Origin of the sequence: Streptomyces resistomycificus (assembly GCF_001514265.1) — a bacterium.
Classification (GTDB): Bacteria; Actinomycetota; Actinomycetes; order Streptomycetales; family Streptomycetaceae; genus Streptomyces; species Streptomyces resistomycificus.
In genome coordinates this window covers 1-24,477 of sequence record NZ_KQ949011.1, presented here as the reverse complement: position 1 = coordinate 24,477, position 24,477 = coordinate 1, and the positions used below count along the sequence as shown (strand labels likewise).

General features: G+C 71.4%; 19 protein-coding genes. 8 read left to right on the top strand and 11 right to left on the bottom strand.

What is annotated here, in order from left to right:
- Positions 1-266: 266 nt before the first annotated feature.
- From AQJ84_RS40090 to glgX, 7 genes are all read right to left on the bottom strand, one after another.
- Complete coding sequence (locus AQJ84_RS40090) at positions 267-2,051, bottom strand: ABC transporter ATP-binding protein (RefSeq protein ID WP_030044988.1); 1,785 nt, start codon at positions 2,049-2,051, stop codon at positions 267-269.
- Complete coding sequence (locus tag AQJ84_RS40085) at positions 2,048-3,817, bottom strand: ABC transporter ATP-binding protein (RefSeq protein ID WP_030044987.1); 1,770 nt, start codon at positions 3,815-3,817, stop codon at positions 2,048-2,050. Before AQJ84_RS40085 ends, AQJ84_RS40090 begins: the two co-directional genes overlap by 4 nt.
- A 12-nt stretch (positions 3,818-3,829) precedes the next feature.
- On the bottom strand, positions 3,830-5,683 hold the full coding sequence (locus AQJ84_RS40080; RefSeq protein ID WP_030044986.1) for an ABC transporter ATP-binding protein: 1,854 nt from the start codon (positions 5,681-5,683) through the stop codon (positions 3,830-3,832).
- Entirely contained in the window at positions 5,680-7,527 is a 1,848-nt protein-coding gene (locus AQJ84_RS40075; protein ID WP_053193204.1) for an ABC transporter ATP-binding protein, read from the bottom strand. Before AQJ84_RS40075 ends, AQJ84_RS40080 begins: the two co-directional genes overlap by 4 nt.
- Before the next feature lie 187 nt (positions 7,528-7,714).
- Complete coding sequence (locus tag AQJ84_RS40070; protein WP_051870284.1) at positions 7,715-10,060, bottom strand: CHAT domain-containing protein; 2,346 nt, start codon at positions 10,058-10,060, stop codon at positions 7,715-7,717.
- 86 nt (positions 10,061-10,146) lie between these two features.
- The gene (locus tag AQJ84_RS40065) at positions 10,147-11,553 is read right to left on the bottom strand and encodes a sulfatase family protein (RefSeq protein WP_053193200.1); all 1,407 of its coding nucleotides are present in this window, start codon (positions 11,551-11,553) and stop codon (positions 10,147-10,149) included.
- A 133-nt stretch (positions 11,554-11,686) separates the two neighbouring features.
- A complete protein-coding gene (glgX, locus tag AQJ84_RS40060; RefSeq protein ID WP_030044981.1) occupies positions 11,687-13,924 on the bottom strand; it encodes a glycogen debranching protein GlgX in 2,238 nt (745 codons plus the stop codon).
- Positions 13,925-14,077: 153 nt separating this feature from the next.
- On the opposite strand from glgX, the gene AQJ84_RS40055 reads away from it, so the two are divergent.
- The 6 genes from AQJ84_RS40055 (at position 14,078) to AQJ84_RS40030 (ending at position 20,456) form a co-directional block, all read left to right on the top strand.
- Positions 14,078-15,322: a L,D-transpeptidase gene (locus AQJ84_RS40055; protein WP_030044980.1), complete on the top strand. Its 1,245-nt coding sequence runs from the start codon at positions 14,078-14,080 to the stop codon at positions 15,320-15,322.
- A 161-nt stretch (positions 15,323-15,483) separates the two neighbouring features.
- Positions 15,484-16,749 (top strand): L,D-transpeptidase, encoded by a 1,266-nt coding sequence (locus tag AQJ84_RS40050; RefSeq protein WP_030044979.1) that lies wholly within the window; start codon positions 15,484-15,486, stop codon positions 16,747-16,749.
- Positions 16,750-16,899: 150 nt separating this feature from the next.
- Positions 16,900-17,667, top strand: a complete 768-nt coding sequence (locus tag AQJ84_RS40045; RefSeq protein ID WP_030044978.1) for an enoyl-CoA hydratase/isomerase family protein — start codon at positions 16,900-16,902, stop codon at positions 17,665-17,667.
- 262 nt (positions 17,668-17,929) lie between these two features.
- Positions 17,930-18,433, top strand: a complete 504-nt coding sequence (locus AQJ84_RS40040; protein WP_030044977.1) for an ATP-binding protein — start codon at positions 17,930-17,932, stop codon at positions 18,431-18,433.
- 83 nt (positions 18,434-18,516) lie between these two features.
- Complete coding sequence (locus AQJ84_RS40035; RefSeq protein WP_053193197.1) at positions 18,517-19,278, top strand: polysaccharide deacetylase family protein; 762 nt, start codon at positions 18,517-18,519, stop codon at positions 19,276-19,278.
- A complete protein-coding gene (locus AQJ84_RS40030; protein WP_030044975.1) occupies positions 19,278-20,456 on the top strand; it encodes a YncE family protein in 1,179 nt (392 codons plus the stop codon). The genes AQJ84_RS40035 and AQJ84_RS40030 overlap by 1 nt, the downstream gene beginning before the upstream one ends.
- Here the strand turns inward: AQJ84_RS40030 and AQJ84_RS40025 are convergent.
- Positions 20,423-21,106, bottom strand: coding sequence for a GNAT family N-acetyltransferase (locus tag AQJ84_RS40025; protein ID WP_030044974.1), 684 nt, complete (start codon positions 21,104-21,106; stop codon positions 20,423-20,425). The two genes, AQJ84_RS40030 and AQJ84_RS40025, sit on opposite strands and share 34 nt — an antisense overlap.
- A gap of 57 nt (positions 21,107-21,163) precedes the next feature.
- On the opposite strand from AQJ84_RS40025, the gene AQJ84_RS40020 reads away from it, so the two are divergent.
- Complete coding sequence (locus AQJ84_RS40020; RefSeq protein ID WP_053193194.1) at positions 21,164-21,496, top strand: hypothetical protein; 333 nt, start codon at positions 21,164-21,166, stop codon at positions 21,494-21,496.
- Positions 21,497-21,508: 12 nt separating this feature from the next.
- Positions 21,509-21,721, top strand: coding sequence for an EF-hand domain-containing protein (locus AQJ84_RS40015; protein WP_030044973.1), 213 nt, complete (start codon positions 21,509-21,511; stop codon positions 21,719-21,721).
- 72 nt (positions 21,722-21,793) lie between these two features.
- Here the strand turns inward: AQJ84_RS40015 and AQJ84_RS40010 are convergent, their stop codons facing one another.
- From AQJ84_RS40010 to AQJ84_RS40000, 3 genes are all read right to left on the bottom strand, one after another.
- Positions 21,794-22,336, bottom strand: coding sequence for an MOSC domain-containing protein (locus AQJ84_RS40010; protein ID WP_030044972.1), 543 nt, complete (start codon positions 22,334-22,336; stop codon positions 21,794-21,796).
- A 21-nt stretch (positions 22,337-22,357) separates the two neighbouring features.
- The gene (locus tag AQJ84_RS40005) at positions 22,358-22,915 is read right to left on the bottom strand and encodes a glycoside hydrolase family 25 protein (RefSeq protein ID WP_030044971.1); all 558 of its coding nucleotides are present in this window, start codon (positions 22,913-22,915) and stop codon (positions 22,358-22,360) included.
- Positions 22,916-23,000: 85 nt separating this feature from the next.
- Positions 23,001-24,368: an L-serine ammonia-lyase gene (locus AQJ84_RS40000; protein ID WP_059198921.1), complete on the bottom strand. Its 1,368-nt coding sequence runs from the start codon at positions 24,366-24,368 to the stop codon at positions 23,001-23,003.
- Between the last annotated feature and the right edge of the window lie 109 nt (positions 24,369-24,477).

The window sequence follows — 24,477 nt, the reverse complement described above, 5'->3', positions numbered from 1 at the left end:
TGACTCCTTCTGCGCGGCCGCGGTTCGCGCGGCCAGGGAAGACCGGTCGGCGGGTGGGCCGTCCGGGCAGAACAGGGCGGTGCGCGGAACCATGTGCCACAGCTCGGCCGTCCACGATGGTGCGACTGTGGGGTTGCTGTGAAGCGGCCGTGGGAAGAGTCGCAGGAGATGGCGGTTTCTGTCAGGAGCGCGTCAGAAACTTGGCCGGAAATCGTTCGCTGTTCGGTGGGTCACGTTCGATATACGGACTATTTCCCTTCCGGGCGCTACGCCGAGTCGCCCTGGGGCGAGGGCGACCGGTCCCCGTGCCACGACCACCACAGCGCCGCGTACGCGCCGCCCGCCGCCACCAGTTCGTCGTGGGTGCCGAGTTCGGTGAGCAGGCCGTCCTCCATCACCGCCACCCGGTCCGCGTCGTGCGCGGTGTGCAGGCGGTGGGCGATGGCGATCACGGTGCGGCCCTCCAGTACGGCGGCCAGGGCGCGCTCGGTGTGGCGGGCGGTCGTCGGGTCGAGGAGGGCGGTGGCCTCGTCGAGGATCAGGGTGTGCGGGTCGGCCAGCACGACCCGGGCCAGCGCCAGTTGCTGGGCCTGGGAGCCGTCCGTACGCCGGCCACCCTCGCCCAGCGTGGTGTCGAGACCGTCGGGCAGCTCCCGCACCCACGGCCCGGCGCCGACCGCCTCCAGCGCGGCCCACAGGTCGTCGTCCGTCGCGGAGGGCTCGGCGATCAGGAGGTTGTCGCGGACTGTGCCCAGGAACACGTGGTGCTCCTGGGTGACCAGGACGACCTGGCGGCGCAGCTGTTCGGGACCGAGGCCGACGACGGGCACCCCGCCGACCGTCACCGTGCCGGTGCTCGGCGCGTCCACGCCCGCCAGCAGCCGGCTCAGTGTGGTCTTGCCGGCACCGGAGGGCCCGACGACCGCCAGCCGCTCCCCGGGACGCACGGTCAGGTCCACACCGCGCAGCACCTCGCCGCCCCGGTCGTACGCGTAGCGCACGCCCGTCACCTCGATCAGGTCGTCCGCCGGGACCGGGGCGTCGGCCGCGTCGGCCCGCGGCGCCCGGGCCAGCCCCTCCACGCGGGCGAACGAGGCGCCGCTGCTCTGCAGTTGTTCCACGCGGATCAGGATCTGGTCGAGAGGGTCGCTCATCTGCCGCAGATACAGCGCCGCCGCCACCACCGCCCCCAGGCTCATCGCGTCCCGCGCGTGCAGCATCCCGCCGATCACCAGCACCCCCGCCACGGGGAGCAGGTACGACACCTCCACCGCGGGGAAGAAGACGGTGCGCAGGTAGAGGGTGTGGAAGCGGGTGCGCCGGGACGTCTCCAGCGCCTCCCTGCTCGCCCGGATCCGCCGCTCCTCCAGACGCAGCGCCTCCACCGTGCGGGCACCCGACGCGGTCGCCGCGACGATCTCCGCGACATCCGAGTTGGCCGCGCCCTCGGCGAGATAGCCGTCCCGCGCCCGGCGCAGGTACCAGCGCAGCGCGACCCAGATCGGCATGAGGCCCAGCACCCCGAACACGCCGAGCAGCGGGTCGATGAAGAACACCGCGGCCAGCGCGAACAGGAACTGCACCCCGTTGATGAGCAGTTCGGGCCCCGCGTCGCGCAGGGTGGTGCCGACGGCGGCCACGTCGGCGGTACCGCGGGCGGTCAGGTCGCCGGTGCCGGCCCGCTCCACCACCGACGCGGGCAGCGCCAGCGTCCGGTCCACGAACTCCTCGCGCACCCGCGCCAGCGTCCGCTCCCCGAACCGGTGCCCCACGTACCGCGCCCACCGGGCCAGCAGCAACTCCGCCACCGCGAAGAGCAGGAGGGCCGGTGCCAGCCGGTCCACGGCCGACACCCCGCCCCCGTCCCGCACCTCGTCGATGATCCGTCCGAGCAGCCACGGCCCGGCCAGCCCCGCGACCGCGGCCAGCGCGTTGAGGGCCAGCACGGCCGTGAAGGCCCGCCCGTCGGCCTTCACCAGCCGCACGGAGGCCCGCCGTACGTCGACGGGCTCGGCGACGGGCAGCCGGCCGGAAGAGGTCGAGCCGGTCACCGTACGGCCTCCCGGTGGTCGCCGGTGTCCGCGGTGTCCGCGGTGTCGGTGTTCACGGTGTCCGCGGTGTCGGTGTCCGCGGTCTCGGTGTCCCGTGCCACCAGCGCCCGGTATCCCGGTTCCGTATCGAGCAGTTCGCGGTGGCTGCCGGCGGCCGCGACCTTGCCGTCGACCAGGTGGAGCACGACGTCCGCGTGGTCCAGCACCAGCGGGGACGTGGTGGTGAGGACCGTCGTACGGCCCGCGCGCGCGGCCCGCAGCCGCTCGGCCACCCGCGCCTCGGTGTGGGCGTCGAGCGCCGAGGTGGGCTCGACCGCGAGCAGCACCTCGGGGTCGGCGGCCAGCGCCCGCACCAGCCGGACGCGCTGGCGCTGGCCGCCGGAGATGTTGCGTCCCTGGGCGTCGATCGTCGAGTCAAGCCCGTCCGGCAGTCCCTGCACGATGTCCTCGGCGACGGCCGCGCGCACGGCCCGCCCGATCGTCTCCTCGTCCCCGCCGCCGACCAGCTCGCGCAGGGGTCCCGCGAACAGGTCGGCCTCGTGGTCGGCGACCAGGATCCGCTGTCTGACCTGGGCCAACGCGATCTCGTCGAGCGGCACCCCGCCCCAGGTCGCCGCCGAAGGGGCATACCTGCCGAGCCGGTCGAGCACGGCCGCGCAGTCGGCCGGGCGGGCGCCGGCCAGCGCGGTCAGCCGGCCCGGCCGCACCCGTACGCCCGACACGGGGTCGTGCAGCACCGAGGGCTCCGCGGGCGCGTCCCGGGTCCCGGTGTCGGCCGCCGGCTCCAGGCGCAGGAACCGTACGACCCGTCGGGCGGCCACCAGGCCCCGGCTGATCTGGTACCCGCACTCCACCCAGAACGCCACCGGCCCCACCAGCACCGCCACATAGCCGTACACCGACACCAACTCGCCGACCGTGATGTCCCCCCGGGCGGCGAGCCGGGCCGCCAGCCAGGTCACGACGGCCATGAACAGGGTCGGCAGCCCCACCCCCAGGGCCTGCACCCAGCTGGTCACCGCGCCGACCCGGTAGCCCTGCGACCGCAGCCGCTGCGAGTCCCGGTGGAAGGCGTCGGCGAACAGCCCCTTGCCGCCCAGCCCGTTGAGGACCCGCAGCCCGCCCGCGAGGTCGGCGATCCGCGCGGTGAGCACGCCCTGCCGCTCCCGGTACTCCGTCTCCGTCCCCTGGAGACGGGCGAGCAGTGGCCCGACGACCAGGACGATCACCGGGATGCCGAGCAGGACGACCGCGGCGATGACCGTCGACACCGACAGCAGCAGACCGGCGACCGTCAGATAGGCGACCACCGCGCCGACGCCGGGCCCCACCACGGTCAGCGACTGGGCGATCGTCTGCACGTCGCCCACACCGATCGTGACGACCTCCCCGGCACCGGCCCGCCGCGACAACGCGGCGCCCAGCCGGACCGCGTGCCCGACGACCACCTTGACCGTGCGGAAGTTGGCGTCCATCCGCACCCGGGTCATGGTGCGGTGCCGCATGATGCTCAGCCAGGCGTTGAACGACCCCACCGCGAACAGCGCGGCGCTCCAGCCGGCCAGCGCCCCCATGTCACCGGGCTCCAGCCCCTCGTCGATCGCCCGGGCCATCAGATACGGCGTGGCCGCCAGCAGCACCATCCAGGTGCTGCCCAGCAGCGCCCCCGCGGCGGACCGGCCGGGCTGGCACCGCACCAGCCACCACAGATACCGGCCGCCGCCACGGCAGTCGGGCGTGCCGGGATCCTCGTACGCGTCGATCATGCTTCTCCGCTCTCACGCCAGACTGTCCCGCCACGCCCGGTGCAGATCCGCGAACCGACCCGTGCCCGCGGTCAGTTCGGCCGGGGTGCCGTCCTCGACGATCCGCCCGTGCTCCATGACCAGGACCCGGTCGGCGATCTCGACGGTCGACAGGCGGTGGGCGATCACCACGGCCGTACGCCCCTTCAGCACCGTCGTCATCGCGCGCTGCACGGCCCGCTCACCCGGGATGTCCAGGGAACTGGTCGCCTCGTCGAGGATCAGCACCGCCGGATCGGCGAGCAACGCCCGGGCGAAGGCCACGAGTTGGCGCTGTCCGGCGGAGATACGGCCGCCCCGCTTGCGTACGTCGGTGTCGTAGCCGTCGGGCAGCGCGCTGACGAAGTCATGGGCGCCGATGGCCTTCGCGGCCCCCTCGATCTCCTCGCGGGTGGCGTCCGGCCGCCCGATCGCGATGTTCTCGGCGACCGTGCCGGAGAACAGGAACGCCTCCTGCGTCACCATGACCACCCCGCGCCGCAGTTCGGGCACGGCGAGGTCGCGCAGGTCGACGCCGTCGAGCAGGACCCGGCCGTCGGAGGGGTCGTAGAAGCGGGCGAGCAGCTTGGCCAGGGTCGACTTGCCGGCCCCGGTGGAGCCGACGACCGCGACCGTCTGACCGGCCGGCAGGGTGAGGTCGAAGCGGGGCAGGACCTCGCCGCCGGTGCGGTAGCCGAACCGGACGCCGTCGAAGACGACCTCGCGGCCGGGGTGCTCGGACTCCAGGGGCGGGAGCTGCCCGGGCGTGGCCGGTTCCGGCACGGACGGGGTCTGGGCGAGCAGCCCGGCGATCTTCTCCAGGGAGGCGGCCGCCGACTGGTAGGAGTTGAGGAACATGCCGAGCCGGTCGATGGGGTCGTACAGGCGCCGCAGATACAGCACCGCGGCCGCCAGCACCCCCAGCTCCAGGGAGCCGTCCGTCACCCGGTGCGCGCCCCACAGCACGATCACCGCGACGGCCGTGTTGGCGACCAGCCGGGAGCCGACCACATAGCGGGCCATCTCGAGGATCGCGTCGCCGTTGACCCGCTCGTGGTGGCTGTTCAGCGCCGCGAAGTCGGCGTCGTTGGCCGCCTCGCGGCGGAACGCGCGCACCGGCCGGATCCCGTTCATCGTCTCGACGAACTTCACGATCACGGCGGCGATGGCCGTCGACCGCACCCGGTACACCCGCCCGGCCCGCCGCTGGTAGAGCCGGATGAGCAGGTACAGCGGCACGAAGGACGCCACCGCCACCGCGCCGAGCGGCAGGTCCAGCCAGAGCAGCAGCGCCGAGATGTAGGCGAAGGACAGGATGACGGAGACGAGCTCCTGCAGGCCCTCGCTGAGCAGCTCCCGCAGGGCCTCCACGTCCGTGGTGGAGCGGGAGATGAGCCGGCCCGAGGTGTAGCGCTCGTGGAAGTCGACGCTCAGCGCCTGCGCGTGGCGGAAGATCCGGCCGCGCAGGTCCAGCAGGACGTCCTGGTTGACGCGGGCGGCGGCGATGACGAACGCGTACTGCAGGGCCCCGGAGGCGAGCGCGCACAGCAGGTAGCCCACGCCGACCGCGACCAGGGGGCCGTGGTCGTGGTCGCGGAACGCGGGGACGGCGCTGTCGATGGCGTACGCCACCAGCAGCGGGCCCGCCTGGGTGGCTCCCTGCTGGAGCAGCAGCAGGAGCGTGGTGACGACGACGCGGGCCTTCATCGGCGCCAGCAGGGAGCGCAACAGGGCGGCGGTTGCGCCCGGGGGAGTGGGCAGGACGTCCCGGTCGAAGTCGTCGTCCGGCCGCGGGGGTTCCTCGGCCGGCGGCTCCTTGCCCGGTGCGGTGGTCGTGGGCGCCGTCATCGGTCCGCCTCCTCGGTCCCGGCCATCAGGTGGGCGTACTCGGCGTTCGTGCGCAGCAGTTCGTGGTGGGTGCCGACGGCGGCGATCCGGCCGCCGGAGAGCAGGGCGACGCGGTCGGCGAGCAGGACGGTCGAGGGACGGTGCGCCACGATGAGGGCCGTGGTCTCCCCGAGGACCTCCCTGAGCGCGGCCTCGACGGCGGCCTCGGTGTGCACGTCCAGCGCGGACAGCGGGTCGTCGAGCACCAGGAACCGGGGTCTGCCGACCACGGCTCTGGCCAGCGCCAGCCGCTGCCGCTGGCCGCCGGAGAGGCTGAGCCCCTGCTCACCTACCTGGGTGTCGGTGCCCTGCGGCAGCGCGTACACGAAATCGGCCTGCGCGACGGCCAGTGCCCGCTCCAGCTCGGCCTGTCCGGCGGTGTCCTGCGCGCCCATGAGGACGTTGTCACCGACACCGGCGGAGAACAGGGTCGGCTCCTCGAAGGCGACGGCCACCTTCGCGCGCAGCTCGGCCCGGGACATCGCGGTGATGTCCTCGCCGTCCAGGGTGATCCGCCCGGACGTCACCTCGTGCAGCCGGGGGACGAGCGTGGTGAGCGTGGTCTTGCCGCATCCGGTGGCGCCGACGAGGGCCATGGACTCGCCGGGGCGGATGTGGAGGTCCACACGGTCGAGGACCGGGGGCGTGCCCTCGGGGGCGTCGGGATAGCGGAACGACACCTCGTGGAACCGAAGGCCGCTGTCACCGGAGCCCGCGTCGGATACGGACGCGGACGGGGGCGCGGAGGGGGCCGGGGGCGCGGACGCGGACACGGCGGCGGTCGTGGTCTGCGACTCCGGCTCCGCGTCCATCACCTCGAAGTACCGCTCGGTCGCGGTCGCCGCCTCCTGGCTCATCGCCAGCAGGAAGCCGATGGAGTCCACGGGCCACCGCAGCGCGAGCGCGGTCGACAGGAAGGCCACCAGTGTCCCCGCCGACAGCTCCCCGTCCGCGACCTGCACGGTACCCAGCACCAGCGCGACCCCGATGGCCACCTCGGGCAGCGTCACGATGACGCCCCAGATCGTCGCCAGCAGCCCCGCCTTGCGCAGCTCCGTTCCGCGCAGCGTGCGCGCCAGCTCCCGGAACGCCCGAGCCTGACTGCGGTGCCGGCCGAAGCCCTTGATGATCCGGATGCCGAGCACGCTCTCCTCGACCACCGTGGTCAGATCGCCCACCTGGTCCTGCGCCCGTCGGGCCACCTTGGTGTACCGCGACTCGAAGACCACGCAGGTGACGATCACGGGGAGGGCGGGAACGAGGACGACCAGCCCGAGCTTCCAGTCCTGGATCAGCATGATCACCACGCCGACGACGATCGTCACCCCGTTGACCAGCAGGAACGTCAAGGGGAAGGCGAGGAACATCCGTACCAGCATCAGGTCCGTGGTGCCCCGGGACAGCAGCTGTCCCGACGCCCACCGGTCGTGGAAGGCCACCGGCAGCCGCTGGAGATGCCGGTACAGACCGGCCCGCATGCCCGCCTCGACGCCCGCCAGCGGCCGCGCCACCAGCCACCGCCGCAGCCCGAACAGCAGCGCCTCCGCCAGTCCGAGCAGCAGCAGGTACAGCGCCCCGAACCACACCCCCGTGGAGTCCCCGTCGGCGACCGGCCCGTCCACCATCCACTTCAGGACCAGCGGAATCACCAGCCCCGTGCAGGAGGCGAGCACCGCCACGAACGCGGCGGTGAACAGCCGCGCGCGCACCGGCCGGACGTACGGCCACAGCCGCAGCAGGGTCCGCACGGCGGAGCGGTCGCCGGGTTTCTCGGAATCCTTGGTGGATGCAGGTGTCGTCGCCATCAGCAGTGAGCCTACGGACCGGCACTGACAACGCCCACCTAGTTTTGGCCGGACCGGGATCGGCCGCCGGTCCTACGACCTGCGTGTTCGGGGGGTCGTACAGCCGGGGCGCGCGGGCCGTCGGACCGCGACGGCCGATCGGTCGAGCGGCCGCGGGCTACGCACCGACGACCCGTGCGGCCGCGGGCTACGCACCGACGACCCGTGCGGCCGGACTGCCGTACACCGCATAGGCCAGCCAGGTGGGGTCACCGCCGTGGTCGCGGATGGCACGGCGCGCCTTCATCGAGGCTTCGCCGAGCGGGAGGCGCTCGCGGACGAGGTGGTCGTAGAAGGCGTCCGCGAAGGTCAGCGCGGAGTCGGAGCGTACCGGCCACAGAGTGCCTACGAACGCCCCCGCGCCCGCTCTGAGGAACTGCGGTGCCCACCCCAGCGTGGTGGAGTACCAGTCGATCTGACCGGCGCTGCGGCAGGCGTTGAAGAACACCAGTGGCCGTGTCGCACGCAATGCCTGGGACCCCCGGGCGTAAGCCAGGTCGAGGGGGTCGAAACCGCCGTCCTCCATGGCGACGCGCGAACCATTGGCCGTGAAGGTGTTGTGGCAGGCGAAGTGCAGCACGCCGCTCAGCCCGGTGTCGATGAGTTCCTGCACCTGACTGCGCCGCGTCAGCGTGCCACCGTCGGTGACGGTCGGCCCCAACTTGGCACGCAGCGCGACGATCTCTCGCTCGGCCTCGGGAGGCGAGCCCGGTGGAACCACGAACGCCGCGCTGGGGACGGCGAGTTCCCTTACCCGTGCCTGGCCGAAAACGCGCCGTACGATGGGCAGCCACTCGGCGAGAAAGCCGTCGCCTTCCTGCCCGCTGTCCATCGGGTAGAGCAGCTCCCAGGGCACGACGTCATGCTCGCCGAGCACGGTGAACGAGCGGATGCGGTCGGCCTCCTCCCAGAACTGCCGGCGGACCGCCTGGGGCACGGCGTCCTCCCACAGGGAGACCCCGAGGTTGCGCAGCCGCTCCCGTCCCTGTCGTGCCCCTGCCGGGTGGGCCGTGACGGCACTGTTGCGCAACTCCTGATAGATGCGTTCCGTGATCCGTTCCGGGTCCCCGCCCAGCAGCCGGAACGACTCCGGGGCGTAGCTGGTCTCGCTGAGCAGTTGGAAGCTGTACGTGCCGTCCGCCGTCTTGAGGACCTGCAGGGTCACCTCACCCGGATCGAAGGCGAGTGAGTCCAGCGGTGCACCGAGGGGCGGGCCGTCCCGGGCCGGCACATCCTCCTCGACGGAGATCTGGGTCCGCAGCTCGCCGAGGAACGATCCGCCGCAGAACGCGCGGACGGTGACGGTGTGCAGGCCTGGAGCGGCGGTGCGCAGACCGAAGCGGAGAACGTCGGAGTCGCGGCCCGCCACGACGGTCAGTTCCTGCTGCAGGTCCCCGAGCGCGAGGAGTCCCGGCGCGTGGACGGTGACCAGCAGCCGGATGCCCTGCGCGGGCACGGCGAACGCGCGCAGCGCCACCCCGACTCCCGTGTCGCCGTGCCCCTGGCCGACCTGCACCTGCAGCGGTACGTCCCGTCCGGGCGGCGCCTGTTCGGCGAGCTCCGCCACGAGCCGCCGCGGTTCGAACGACGAGAGCCGGGCCTCGCCGACGGTGTCCGGGGGCCCCGGTGGCTGTCCATGCTCCCCGAGCACCCGTAGGAGGGCGTCCGCTGCACCGGCCTGGATGTGCCCTTCCTCCAGTATCGTCCGCCACAGTCGCAGACGCTCCTCATGCAGACCCGCCAGCAGCCGCTGCGACTCCTCCGAGTGCCGGGCCAGGTGCAGCGCCAGGGACTCGGCGCTTTCCGTCGGCAGGAGCCGCTCGTACTGGGCGCTCTTCCGTTCCTCGGAGAAGTCCTGTGCGGTGGTCCGGCGACGACGCTCCGTGCTTTCGTCGTTCTGCTGCCTTCCGGGGATGTCGATCGCCTGCTGCTCGCGATACGAGCGGCCCTCCGCCTGCGTGTCCCGCATCCGCAGGACACAGGTGACCTGCAGACCGGCTGACATCCCGAGGGATCCCCTCGCGCCGACCTCGTCCAGCAGCTCCCGCTCGGCGCCGGCGCTGTCACTCCCGTGGAACCGGCGGGTCACCGGTCGGGCCATGGCCAGCAGTTCGTGCCGGAGCAGAGCGGGTACGTCCCGGTGCCCGCTCGCCACGAACCGTGCCGGATCGCGAACCATCCAGGACACGTCGACCTCGGCCAGGAAGTCGAACGCGTCGTCGTCGCTCGGCAGCTCCACCTGCGCCGACCAGAGGTGCACGCCCATGTCCACCTCGTACACGGCGGTGTAGCGCCTGGCCACCGTCTCGGTGCGCGTGGGCCGACGAGGTGGCAGGTACGCGTCGTAGCCGCCTCCCGCGGTGACGAACACGAGACCACGGTCCACGCGATACGGCGTCCGCGGCGACCACTCGAAGCGGGACAGCTGCCGCACGGACAGAACAGGGTCGGTGACCTGCGAACCCCTGGGCGGGCGGCGCTCATGGCCGGTCATGGCGCTCGCCTTCCCGACCCGGCACAGTGCGCATGGTTCTCCCCGTCGCGGCGATACTGCGGACCAGTATTGCGGCGACGGGTCGGTCACGCGGCCGGATACGGCAACAACCCGTCCGCGATCGTCTCCCAGGCCCCCTTCAGTTCCGCGAGCAACTCGGCCTGGTCGGCGGCCAGATCGGCCTGCTCGCGCTGGTCCGCGGCCAGGTCGTACAGATGGTCGGTGCCCTGTGCGTCCCGGTAGTACTTCCAGTCGCCGCGCCTGAGCGCCCGGTTGGCCCGCACTCGCCAGAACAGGTCCCGCTCGGGTGGCTTCTCGCCTCGCAGCAGATAGCCGGCCAGGCTCGTGCCGTCCAGCGGATACGCCGGGTCGGGGCGTGCGCCGCCCACCTCCAGCAGGGTGGCCGTCCAGTCGGGGGAGAAGTTCGGCTCGTGGCTGACCTGGTGGCCGTCGATCCGGGCGGGCCAGCGCACGATCGTGGGCACCCGGATGCCGCCCTCCTGGAGCACGAACTTCTCGCCGCTGAGCGGCCAGACGTACGAGTAGCGCTCGCCGCCGTTGTCGCTGGCGAACAGCACCAGCGTGTTCTCCTCCTGCCCGGAGCGGCGCAGCGCCGCGAGGACCTCGCCGACGGCCGCGTCCAGGCTCTCCACCATCTGCGCGTACTTGGCGACCGAGCCCCCGTCGTAGTGGTTGAGCGCCCTGCTGATCTCGGACTGGTTCTTCGAGGCCCGTATCCTCGCCTCGATCTCGGCGCCCGTCACGGCGTCGTCCTCGGCGAGCCACGGCCAGTGCGGGGTGGTGAAGTTGAGGTTCAGCAGCCAGGGCCGGCCGTGGTCCCGGCCGACGTACTCGACGGCCCGCTCGGTCAGGACCTCGGTGTAGTAGCGCAGGTCCTTGTAGGTCGCGTCCCCCTCGTACAGGTCGTAGTCGCCGAGCTGGCCGAGCTTGGAGAAGTACTCCAGTACGCCCCCGTGGTTGCCGAAGAACTCGTCCCAGCCGGACCTGGTGGGGCTGTAGTCGGGCAGCCAGCCGCAGTGCCACTTGCCGATCAGCGCGGTCGCGTATCCCGCCCGCCGCAACAGCGAGGCCAGGGTGGGGTGGTTCGGGTCCAGGCCCTGCGAACGGTCGGCGATGGGCTCGGCGAGACCGCCCGGCGTGCGGCCGGGGTAGCGCCCGGTGTACAGGCTGAACCGGGTCGGCGAGCAGGTCGCCGATCCCGAGTAGGCGTCGGTGAACCGCACGCCCTGCCGGGCCAGCCGGTCCAGGTTCGGCGTCCTGATGTGCGGGGCGCCGTAGGAGGAGAGGTCGGCCCAGCCGAGGTCGTCACCCAGGATGACCAGCAGGTTGGGACGCCCGCCGGAGGCGGCCGGCCGGGTTGTGAAGGGACGCTCGGCGGGGGCTGCCTCGGCTTCCGTGGCCGTACCGGCGACGGCGGTCACGGCGCCGCCGCCGACGAGACCACCGAAGACACGACGGGATATTTCGGGCATGCGGGATCCTTGGCGCTGAGGGTGGGGAGAGCGAAGGGGGAGAGCGGGCGGGCAGGCGTGACTTCAGTGTGATCACCCAAGCGGCCTCAGGGCCAGGAATCCGGCGTGGAGTTCATGGGCCCGAAACGTTGCCTCAGCCGACCACCCGCAGCAGCAGCACCGCCCGCGCCGGCACCGTGATGGCCGCCCCCGCCCGGTGTTCGACCGCCGGTGCCTCCCCCTGTTCCTCCCGCGCCGTGTCGACGACCACCTCGTACCGCTCGGCCCAGGGCGGCCCCGGCAGCACGAAGCTCACCGGCCGGTCCCCGGCGTGCAGGACGGCGAGGAAGCTGTCGTCGACGATCGGTGCGCCGCGCTCGTCGCGCCCTGGGATGTCCCGGCCGGAGAGGTACATGCCGAGGGTGGCGGCGGGCGCGTACCAGTCCCGTTCCGTCATCTCGGTGCCCCGCGCGGTGAACCAGGCCAGGTCGCGCAGACCGTCCGCGGAGTGCGACCGTCCGGAGAAGAACGCCCGGCGACGGAGCACGGGGTGACGGTGGCGCAGGTCGATCAGCCGGGCGGTCAGGTCGAACAGGGCCTTCCAGCCCGGGTCCTGAAGCAGCCCCCAGTCCACCCAGCTGATCTCGTTGTCCTGGCAGTACGCGTTGTTGTTGCCGCGCTGGGTGCGCCCCAGCTCGTCCCCGGCGACCAGCATCGGCACCCCCGTCGACAGCAGCAGTGTCGTCAGCAGGTTGCGCAACTGGCGGCGCCTGAGCGCCCGTACCCGCTCGTCGTCGCTCTCGCCCTCCGCCCCGCAGTTCCACGACCGGTTGTCGTCCGTGCCGTCCCGGTTGCCCTCGCCGTTGGCCTCGTTGTGCTTGTGTTCGTACGAGACGAGGTCCCGCAGGGTGAAACCGTCGTGGGCGGTGATGAAGTTGACCGAGGCGTACGGCCGCCGGCCGCCCCAGGCGTACAGATCGCTCGACCCCGACAGCCGGTAGCCCAGGTCGCGTACGTCCGGCAGCGCGCCCCGCCAGAAGTCCCGGACCGCGTTGCGGTAGCGGTCGTTCCACTCCGTCCACAGGGGAGGGAAAGCCCCGACCTGGTACCCGCCCGACCCCACGTCCCACGGCTCGGCGATCAGCTTCACCCGCCGCAGCACCGGGTCCTGCGCGATCACCGCGAGGAACGGCGACAGCATGTCGACGTCGTGCATGGAGCGGGCCAGCGCGGCCGCCAGGTCGAAGCGGAAGCCGTCGACGCCCATCTCGGTCACCCAGTAGCGCAGCGAGTCGGTGATGAGCCTGAGCACGTGCGGCTGCACCACGTGCAGGGTGTTGCCGCAGCCCGTGTAGTCGGCGTACCGGCGCGAGTCCGACTGCAACCGGTAGTAGCCCCGGTTGTCGATGCCCTTCAGGGACAGCGTCGGGCCCAGCTCGCCCGCCTCCGCCGTGTGGTTGTAGACCACGTCGAGGATGACCTCGATGCCGGCCTCGTGCAGCGCGTGCACCATCCGCTTGAACTCGCCGACCTGCTGCCCCGTCGTGCCGGAGGCGGCGTAGGACGCGTGCGGCGCGAAGTAGCCGATCGAGTTGTAGCCCCAGTAGTTCTTGAGGCCCTTGCGCAGCAGATGGTCCTCGTGTGCGAACTGGTGGACGGGGAGCAGTTCCACGGCCGTCACGCCCAGCCGCACCAGGTGCTCGATCGCCGCCGGATGCGCCAGCCCGGCGTACGTGCCGCGCAGTTCCTCGGGGATGCCGGGGTGCAGTGCCGTGAAACCGCGCACGTGCACCTCGTAGATCACCGAGTCCGCCCACGGCGTCTTCGGGCGGCGGTCGTCGGCCCAGTCGTCGTCATCGTGGACCACGACACCCTTCGGCACGAACGGCGCCGAGTCCCGGTCGTCGCGCACGGTGTCGGCGACGTGCTGCTGGGGCCAGTCGCGGACGTGCCCGTACACCTCGGGCGGCAGGCTGAAGTCGCCGTCCACGGCGCGCGCGTACGGGTCCAGGAGCAGCTTCGCCGGGTTCCACCGGCCGCCGGTCCACGGATCCCAGCGGCCCCGCACCCGGTAGCCGTAGCGCTGGCCGGGCATCACGCCCGGCACGAATCCGTGCCAGATCTCGTGGGTCAGCTCGGTCAGCCTGGCCCGGGTCTCCTTGCCTCCCTCGTCGAACAGACACAGCTCGACCGCCTCGGCCCCACCCGCCCACAGCGCGAAGTTGGTGCCCGCGACCCCGTCCGGGCCGACCCGGAAGCGGGCGCCCAGCGGCATGGGTGCGCCCGGCCACACGGGTACGGCGGGCGCTTTGCGCTGCGCGCCGTTCACCAGGGCGGCGGGGCGCCCCTTCTCGGCGGCAGGAACCGCCTCCTGCTCGGCTGCGCTGGACACCGTTCAGCCTCCCACGGGCTCACGGAACGACGTGGAAAAGGGCGTGCGGCGTCCCGGCCACGACACCCCCTCGCGTCGTTCTCCCCACTGTTCTGCCCAGAGCTTGGGTCGCACTCACGTTTCCCCGAAGCAGGCCCGGTCGTTGGGTACGCCGTGAGGCACGTAACTGGGCGCGCACGGCGCGCGAGGGTCGCACTGGCCGCCGTACTGACATGGGCAGGACTGCTGGCCGGAGCCACCGGCTGTACGACGGGCGGCGAGGGCGGCATCGACATCGGCGGGCTCGGCAAACCCCCCGCACCCGAGAACGTCATCAGGATCTCCCCGGACGACAACACCAAGGGGGTGAGGCCCGAGGAGAAGCTCCGGGTGCGGGTGCCCGACGGCCGACTGGAGTCGGTCAGGGTCGTCAGGTCGCAGGACGCGCAGGAGACCCCGGTCCCGGGCCACGTCTCCGACGACGGCCTGAGCTGGGAGCCCGACGACCACAAGCTCGCGCTGGCCGCCAAGTACACGGTGGACGCGGTCGCCCTGGACAGCCGCGGCCGCCGCTCGGCCCGGCACACGACGTTCACGACGTACGTCCCCGACGAGCGCTTCATCGGATACGTCAGCCCCGAGAACCGCTCCACCGTCGGCACCGGGATGATCGTCTCCCTGGAGTTCAACCGGGAGATCGAGCACCGCGCGGCCGTCGAACGGGCCGTCCACGTCACCGCGGAGCCGCCCGTCGAGATCCGCCCGCACTGGTTCGGCAACGGCCGTCTGGACTTCCGCCCCGAGGAGTACTGGCGGCCCGGCACCCGGGTCACCGTCTCCCTGCGGCTGAGGGACGTCGAAGGAGCACCCGGCGTCTACGGCCTCCAGTACAAGACGTTCTCCTTCACCATCGGCCGCAGCCAGGTCTCCCTGGTCGACGCGGCCAGGCACACCATGGACGTCCGGCGGGACGGCGCGCTGCTGGCCACCGTGCCGATCACGGCCGGAGCCCCGAAGACGACGACGTACAACGGCAAGATGGTGGTCACCGAGATGCTCGAGGTGACCCGGATGAACGGCGCCACGGTCGGCTTCAAGAAGAAGAACGGCAAGGGCGAGTACGACATCCCGGACGTCCCGCACGCCATGCGCCTGACCGAGTCCGGAACCTTCCTGCACGGCAACTACTGGGCGTCGGACGCCTTCGGGCGGGTCAACGTCAGCCACGGCTGCGTGGGTCTGAGGGACGTCAAGGGCGGTGGTGCGGACACGCCCGCGGGCTGGTTCTTCGACCGCAGCCTCGTCGGGGACGTCGTCGAGGTCGTCCACAGCAACGACAAAACGGTCGCTCCCGACAACGGGCTCGGTGGGTGGAATATGGGTTGGAACGAGTGGAAGACGGGCAGTGCGCTGAAGTGACCCGACAGGGGGGCGGGTTGCTCCAACTTTCCGTTGAAGTCGGTACTGAACGGTGACAATCACGAGCCGCCACCGCCCCTGGCCTTGTGGTTAATATCGCCGAGCGCGTGGGAGACGCGCTCGGGGTGCGGGCCTGGCCAGGCCCGGCGAGGGGAGAAGACTTGAACGTGCGACCGATATCGGGGGCGTCGGTTGACGCGCGGGGGCGGCGCGGCGGCAGGAGGCTGCCGGCGCTGATACTCGGCGCCCTGCTGCTGGCGGTCCCGGCGTGCGGTGGGGGTGGTGGATCGGACTCCGGGGCCGCTTCCGGCGGGGGGAAGGGCGAGGACTCCTCCCGGGCGCAGACCGAACAGTCGCAGGCCGTCGTGGCGATATCCCCCAAGGACGGCGCCAAGTCCGTGGACACCAGCGGCGCCCTCAAGGTGAGCGCCGGCAAGGGCAAGCTGACCCAGGTCGAGGTCAAGGACACCGAGGGCACCGAGATAGCCGGCGAGATCACCGGCGACGGCGCCTCCTGGACACCGTCCACGCATCTCGCCGCCGCCACCAAGTACACGGTGCACGCCGTCGCGAAGGACTCCGAGGGCCGTGAGGCCGCCGAGGACTCCAGCTTCACCACCCTGACGCCCGAGAACACGTTCACCGGCAGCTTCACGCCCGAGGACGGTTCGAAGGTCGGCGTGGGAATGTCGTTCTCCATCCGCTTCACCCGGGGTATCACCAACCCGGCGGACGTCGAGAACGCCATCAGCATCAAGACCGAGCCCGCCGTCGACGTCGAGGGTCACTGGTTCGGCAACGACCGCCTGGACTTCCGCCCCGAGGAGTACTGGAAGGAAGGCACCAAGGTCAGCGTCGACCTCAACCTCGACGGCGTCGAGGGCCGCGACGGCGTCTACGGCGAGCAGGACAAGAAGGTCTCCTTCACCATCGGCCGCAACCAGGTCTCCGTGGTCGACGTCAAGAAGCTCACGATGAAGGTCATGCAGGACGGCAAGGTCGTCAAGACCATCCCGGTCACCACCGGCAAGCCCGGCATGGAGACCTGGAACGGCCAGATGGTCATCACCGAGCGGCTCGCGGTGACCCGCATGAACGGCGCGACGGTCGGCTACACCGACGCCGACGGCAAGGGCGAGTACGACATCAAGGACGTACCGCACGCCATGCGCCTGACCACCTCCGGCACCTTCATCCACGGCAACTACTGGGGCGGCGGCGCCTTCGGCAACTACAACGCCAGTCACGGCTGCATCGGCCTGCGCGACGTGCGCGGCGGTTACGACAGCGGGGTGCCGGCGGCCTGGTTCTTCAACCACTCGATGGTCGGCGACGTGGTGGTCGTGAAGAACTCCAACGACGCGACGGTGGCGCCGGACAACGGCCTCAACGGCTGGAACATGTCGTGGGAGAAGTGGAAGGCGTGAGCGTTCGCCTGTGACGCACGACGTCTGAGTGCGGGCGCAGTCGCGGCCCTGGTGCGAGGTACGGCACCAGGGCCGTTGCCGTTGGGAGGACCGCCGGGTGTGAGCGACAGCACCGACCCCGAACCCGTTAGGCCCCGTTAACCTGCTGGCATGACCGTGAATCTCGAAGTCGCCGAGGGCGTCGGCACCATCAGGCTCGACCGCCCGCCCATGAACGCGCTGGACATCGCCACCCAGGACCGGCTCAAGGAGCTGGCCGAGGAGGCGGCCCGTCGGGACGACGTGCGGGCCGTGGTGATCTACGGCGGGGAGAAGGTGTTCGCGGCCGGCGCGGACATCAAGGAGATGCAGGCCATGGACCACGCGGCGATGGTCGTGCGCTCCCGCGCCCTGCAGGACTCGTTCACGGCGGTGGCCCGTATCCCCAAGCCGGTGGTGGCGGCCGTCACGGGCTATGCGCTGGGCGGCGGTTGCGAGCTGGCGCTCTGCGCGGACTTCCGGATCGCCGGGGACAACGCCAAGCTGGGCCAGCCGGAGATCCTGCTCGGCCTGATCCCGGGTGCGGGCGGCACCCAGCGGCTGTCCCGGCTGATCGGACCGTCCAAGGCGAAGGACCTGATCTTCACGGGCCGCATGGTGAAGGCGGACGAGGCCCTCACCCTGGGCCTGGTGGACCGGGTCGTCCCGGCCGACGAGGTGTACACGCAGGCGCACGCGTGGGCGGCCAAGCTCGCGCAGGGCCCGGCGATCGCACTGCGCGCGGCGAAGGAGTCGATCGACACCGGGCTGGAGACGGACATCGAAACCGGCCTGGCCGTCGAACGGAACTGGTTCGCGGGCCTGTTCGCCACGGAGGACCGCGAGCGCGGGATGAAGAGCTTCGTGGAAGAAGGCCCCGGCAAGGCGAAATTTCTCTGAATCGCTTGCAATTGACGTGGCGTCTGATCCGGGTCCCTCGATGGGGCGGTTTATGGGAGCCTTAAGCCAGCCTTAAGCCTGCCTTGTCGAGGGAGCCCGTCGCTTGCCGCCCACCGAGCCTCCGCCGCAGGTCAGACGGGCTGTTCAAGGCGCCGAATTGCCATCGGCATATGCCGATCGACCGGCGCGGAATGTCCCATTCCGGGGGGCGTATTCACCGGGAACGGCCCCGGAGGGTGCCCTGTGCGGCCATGATGGGGGCATGGCGGGGCTGGAGGGTATCGAACAGCCGCGGGGAGAGGGCCGTGCGACCGCGGCGCGCTGGTCTCCGGCGGTCGAGGACGAACACGCGCTCAAGGCATTCGAACTGTTCGGCAACCCCACGGAGGCGGAGGTTCCGCTGCCGTCCCGCCCCGAGTCCGCCGCCACGGCCCGCCGTCTGGCCCAGGTCGTGGTCCTCCGTCAGTGGGGTCTCACGCCCAAGATGACCGAGGACGCGGTCTTACTCGTCTCCGAACTCGTCGGCAACGCCGTACGCCACACCGGTGCCCGCGTCTTCGGCCTGCGCATGCGCCGCCGCCGCGGCTGGATCCGCGTCGAGGTCCGCGACCCCTCCCGGGGCCTGCCCTGTCTGATGCCGGTCCAGGAGATGGACATCAGCGGGCGCGGCCTGTTCCTGGTGGACAAGCTGTCCGACCGCTGGGGCGTGGACCTGCTGCCGCGCGGCAAGACGACGTGGTTCGAGATGAGGGTGGCGGACCGCTGACGGGGCGGGGCCTCCGCGTCGCCACGACCCGCACCGGCCGTCATTCGGGCCAATCGCCCACTTTCCCCCGTAACCCCCCTTAAATGGTGCGGGTGACCTCGACCGATCGTCGTACGGCGCTCCGTGCGGGCGCCGCCCTGGCCGCCGCAGGCGGGCTCACCGGTGGCTGCGCGACCCCCGGCGTGATCGCCCACCCGGCCCCCGCCACGCAACCCCCCGCCCGCGCGCCCCGCCGCCACCCCGGCCTTCCCGCACAGCTCACCCACGGTCCCCGCACCCGGCCCCGAGTGGCCCTCACCTTCCACGGCGGCGGCGATCCCGCGATCGCCCGGGCCCTGCTGGCCGAAGCCGAACGGCACGACGTCCGCGTCACCGTCCTCGCCGTCGGCACCTGGCTCGACGAACACCCCGCCCTCGCCCGCCGCGTCCTCGACGGCGGCCACGACCTCGGCAACCACACCCTCCGCCACCTCGACATCAACGCGATGTCCGAGGCCGAGGCGCGGGAGGAGATCACCGGCTGCGCCCGGCGTCTGCAACGCCTCACCGGCTCCGTCGGCACCTGGTTCCGCCCCTCCCGCGCGCCCCGGGCCTCCCCCCTCGTCGAACGTCTTGCTCTCAACGCGGGCTATCCGCACGTCCTCTCCTACGACGTCGACTCCCTCGACTTCACCTCGCCGGGCGCCGAAGCCGTCACCCGCAAGGTCCTCGGCGAGATCCGCGACGGATCCGTGGTGAGCCTGCACCTCGGTTACGCGGACACGGTCGCCGCACTCCCCGCCGTACTGGAAGAACTCGCCCACCGTGGCCTGGCCGCGGTGACCACCACGGAGCTGTTCAGCTGATGCACCGCACCCTCGTGAAGCACACCCTGGCCGCGGGCGTGGTACTCGCCGCGCTCGCCGCCTGCGGGACCGAGACCCGTGACCGGGCCACCGAGAACCGCGCCACCCGGGCGGCCGTGCCGGCCCCGTCGCAGCGGCAGGCGGTGCGGGGCCTGCCCGGGATGCCGCCCGTCCTCGACCCCCGGGACGTGTACGCGGCCGACCGCCCGGGCCGGCTCTCCCCGGTGGTCAAGGACTTCCCGTCCCGGATCTACGTCCCCAACTCCGAGTCCGACACGGTCTCGGTGATCGACCCGAAGACGTACGAGATCATCGAGACGATCCCCGTCGGACGCCAGCCCCAGCACGTCGTGCCCTCCTGGGACCTGAAGACCCTCTGGGTCAACAACAACCGGGGCCACACCCTCACCCCCATCGACCCGAAGACCGGGAAGGCGGGCAAGCCGGTCGAGGTCCACGACCCCTACAACCTCTACTTCACGCCCAACGGCAGACACGCCGTCGTGATGGCCTCACTGGACCGCGAACTCGTCTTCCGCGACCCGCACACCATGAAGCCGCTCAAGACCGTGCCGGTCACCTGCTACGGCGTCAACCACGCCGACTTCTCCCTGGACGGCAGGTACTTCATCGTCTCCTGCGAGTTCAGCGGCGAACTGCTCAAGGTCGACACGGAGAAGATGGAGGTGGTCGGTCAGCTCAGACTCCCGTTCGACGGTGCCATGCCGCAGGACGTGAAGCTCTCCCCGGACGGCAAGCGGTTCTACATCGCCGACATGATGGCCGACGGCATGTGGGTCCTGGACGGCGACAGCTTCACCGAGCCGAGGCTCCTGCCCACCGGCAAGGGCACCCACGGCCTCTACGTCAGCCGCGACTCCCGAGAGATGTACGTCTCCAACCGCGGCGAGGGCACCGTCTCCGTCTTCGACTTCACCAGGAACAAGCTCACCAGGAAGTGGCGCCTGCCCGACGGCGGCAGCCCCGACATGGGCGGGGTCTCGGCGGACGGCAAGGTCCTGTGGCTGTCCGGGCGTTACGACGCCGAGGTGTACGCCATCGACACCCGCACCGGCGCCCAGCTCGCCCGCATCCCCGTCGGCAGCGGCCCGCACGGACTCGCGGTCTACCCGCAGCCGGGCCGCTACTCCCTCGGCCACACCGGCGTCTTCCGCTGACGTGCCGAGTCCGGGCGGGCGGTGAGCAGCACCTCCGAGCCCACCGGACGGTATCCGGCCGCCTGGAACGCCCGCAGGCTGCGGGCGTTCCCCGCCGAGACCTGGGCCCACACCGGCTCGCCCCCGCCCAGCCCGCGCGCCGCGAGCGCCAGCGCCCGCCCGAGCCCCCGGTGCCGTACGTCCTCGGCCACCTCGACCGCGACCTCCAGCCGCCCGGCCACTCCGCGCCCGAGAACCAGTACGCCGCCGTCCACGGTCCACACCCGCACGTCGTCGCGCCGCCTGCGGGAGCTGACGACCCTCGGGTGATCCGGGTCGGCGATCTCCCTCAGCGCGAGCGGCGGCCGGCCTGGCAGCGGGGCGCCCACCGTCATCACGTCGACCGTGTCGCTCAGGCGGCCGGTGCGGTCCATGAGGGCGGTGAGGAACCGGGCGTTCATGGTCGCGGCCAGGGCGTCGCAGTCGACGGCGCGCAGCGTCTCCCGCACCCAGCGCGGATCCTCGTCGGTGAAGACGACGGAGTGCGCGGTGAAGGCCAGCACGCCGGCGTCCCGCTCGCAGGGCTGGGGCACCACGGTCGTGGCGCCGTCGGCGGGCGGGAAGTCGCCCCGTGCGGCCGCGTCGAGAATGTCCCGCAAGGTCTCCGCCACGACCGCCCCCACGCGCTCCTTGAGTCTCCACCCACCAAAAGGCCCGGACTCGCAGACATGATCGACGACGGTACCGGACTCCTCACCATCGCCGGGCTGACCGCGCGAGCGGCGGCTCAGGCGCGGCAGCGGGGCACCGCCCCCGAGTCCCCCGAGGCCGAACCGGTGCCGCGGGAGCCGCTCGGGAACGCCGACCCGGCGGACGTACTCGAACGACTGCGGTCCACGACCAACGACAAGGTCGCCCGCTACCGGGAGTTGCCGGGCGTCGTGACGGCCACGGAGCGGTGGCGGCGCACCGGGAGGAGTTCGCGCGGGTGGTCGCTGCACTGGAGGCGCGGGCCGCCGGTTAACCTGACCTCCGTCAACGAGACAGCGAGTACGGAGTAAAGGGGCGGATCGGTGGCGGACATCGACGAGGCACGCAAGCATTTTGAGCAGATCGACACTGACGGTGACGGCTTCATCACCGCCGCCGAGTTCAAGAGCGCCCTCGCCCGGCAGGGCGACTGGAACGTCACCGAGTCGGTCGCCGAGGTCATCATCAAGTCCCGTGACCTCGACGGGGACAAGATGCTGTCGTTCGACGAGTTCTGGGCCTACCTGAACAAGTGACGCGAGAGGAGAGGGGGGCACCCGCCGGGTGCCCCCCCTCTCCCGTGCCGTGCGCGCGGGTTCCGCGGGCGGTCAGACGATCTCGAGCGGACGATGCGGCCCGTCCGGCAGCACGACCGTGATCGCGTCCCCGGGCCGCACCGTGCCGCCGCTCAGCACGACGCTCATGATTCCGGCCCTGAAGTGCGCCCTGCCGTCGGCGTCCCGACCCACGACCTGCTTCATCAGCCCCTTGCGGAAGGTGTCGATCTGCGCACAGGGATTGCGCAGCCCGGTCACCTCGACCACGGCCTCGTCCCCGAGGCGCAGCAGGGTTCCGACCGGCAGCCCCAGCAGATCGATCCCCCTGGTGGTGACGTTCTCCCCGAGCTGTCCGGCGGCCACCTCGAACCCGGCCTCCCGGACCTCCGTGAACAACTCCTCGTGCAGGAGGTGCACCTGCCGCAGGTTCGGCCGCGAGGGATCCTTCCGCATCCGGAACCGGTGCTTCACCGTCACCCCCGCATGTACGTCCCCCTCCACGCCGAGCCCGGCGAGCAACGTGATGCTCTGACGGTTCGGCTTGGTGAACGAGTACGTCCCGTTGCTGCTGACGGCACTGACCGACCCACTCATGACAGGAACTCCTCTGGTGAGTCAGGCGCCCGCGGCCCACTCACGCAACGCGGCCTTGCTCGCGAAGTCCCCCACATTCTTGTCGAGCGGATCATTGGTGTACTGGTGGAAGCGCCACTTCGCCTTGATGCGGGGCTTGCCGGCCGTGACGTAGTCGGCGATCCAGAGGCCGTCACCGGCGTACGAGGTGGTGTCGACGTTCAGCCAGAAGTGCCGATTGCAGTACAGAACGACTCTGCAGTGCGGCCGCAGGGCCTTCACCTTCCGGATGAAGCTGTCCTTCTCCGCGTTACCGGCGTGCGTTCCCTCCCCGGTCGTCTCCCAGTCGACCGCGAGGATGTCACCGGCCTTCTCCGGGGCCTTCTCGACGAAGTACTCCGCCTGGGCCGTGAGGTTGCCGGGCCACAGGAAGTGGTAGAAGCCGACGACCAGGCCGGCCTCGCGGGCGCGCCTGGTCTGGGCGGTGAGCTTCGGGTTCACGTACGAACGGCCCTCGGTCGCCTTGACGAAGACGAAGGAGAGGCCGTCCGTGTCGTAGGACGAGGACTGATACGAACTGACGTCTATGCCGCGCAGCATGGGGGCTCCCTGCAGTGCCGGTGGGGGTACAGGAGTCGCAGTGGTGACCGCTGTTCCACGGTGGCACGGGTTCAGTCCCCGTACGTCAGCATTCGATGATGTTCACCGCCAGCCCGCCCCGCGCCGTCTCCTTGTACTTCACACTCATGTCCGCGCCCGTGTCCTTCATGGTCTTGATGACCTTGTCCAGGGACACCTTGTGCGAGCCGTCGCCCCGCATGGCCATCCGGGCGGCCGTGACCGCCTTCACCGCGGCCATGCCGTTGCGTTCGATGCAGGGGATCTGGACCAGGCCGCCGACCGGGTCGCAGGTGAGGCCGAGGTTGTGCTCCATGCCGATCTCGGCGGCGTTCTCTACCTGTTCGGGAGAGCCGCCCAGGACCTCCGCCAGCGCGCCCGCCGCCATCGAGCAGGCCGAGCCGACCTCGCCCTGGCAGCCGACCTCGGCGCCGGAGATGGAGGCGTTCTCCTTGAAGAGCATGCCGATGGCGCCGGCGGCGAGGAGGAAGCGGACCACACCGTCCTCGTCGGCACCCGGCACGAAGTTGATGTAGTAGTGCAGCACGGCGGGGATGATGCCCGCGGCCCCGTTGGTGGGGGCCGTCACGACCCGGCCGCCCGCCGCGTTCTCCTCGTTGACCGCCATCGCGTAGAGCGTGATCCACTCCATCGCGTGCGCCAACGGGTCGCCCTCCGCCCGGAGCTGCCGCGCCGACACGGCCGCACGGCGGCGGACCTTCAGGCCGCCCGGCAGGATGCCCTCACGGGACATGCCGCGCGAGACACACGCCTGCATCACCCGCCAGATCTCCAGCAGACCCGCGCGGATCTCCTCCTCCGTCCGCCAGGCCCGCTCGTTCTCCAGCATCAGCCAGGAGATCGACAGGCCGGTCTCCTTCGTCAGACGCAGCAGCTCGTCGCCCGTGCGGAAGGGGTACTTCAGGACCGTGTCGTCGAGTTTGATGCGGTCGGCGCCCACCGCGTCCTCGTCGACGACGAACCCGCCGCCCACCGAGTAGTACGTCTTGGAGAGCAGCTCCGCCCCCGAGGCGTCGTACGCCCACAGGGTCATGCCGTTCGCGTGGTACGGGAGGGCCTTACGACGGTGCAGGACGAGGTCCTTGTCGAAGTCGAAGGCGATCTCGTGCTCGCCGAGGAGCCGCAGCCGGCCCTCCGCCCTGATGTCCTCCACCCGCTTGTCGGCGCCCTCCACGTCCACCGTCCGTGGCGAGTCGCCCTCCAGCCCGAGCAGCACCGCCTTGGGCGTGCCGTGGCCGTGGCCGGTCGCGCCCAGCGAGCCGTACAGCTCGGTACGGACCGAGACGGTCGCGTCCAGCAGGTCCTCGTTGCGCAGTCGGCGGGCGAACATGCGCGCCGCGCGCATCGGGCCGACCGTGTGGGAGCTGGACGGGCCGATGCCGATCGAGAACAGGTCGAAGACCGAGATGGCCACGGGTACTCCTCAGGACGGGGTGCTGCAGGGGGCGGGTGCCCCGCTCGTGCTCGATTACGAGTGTGCGGGGCACCCGGCGAAAAGGAACTACTTGGTCAGACCGGGGTAC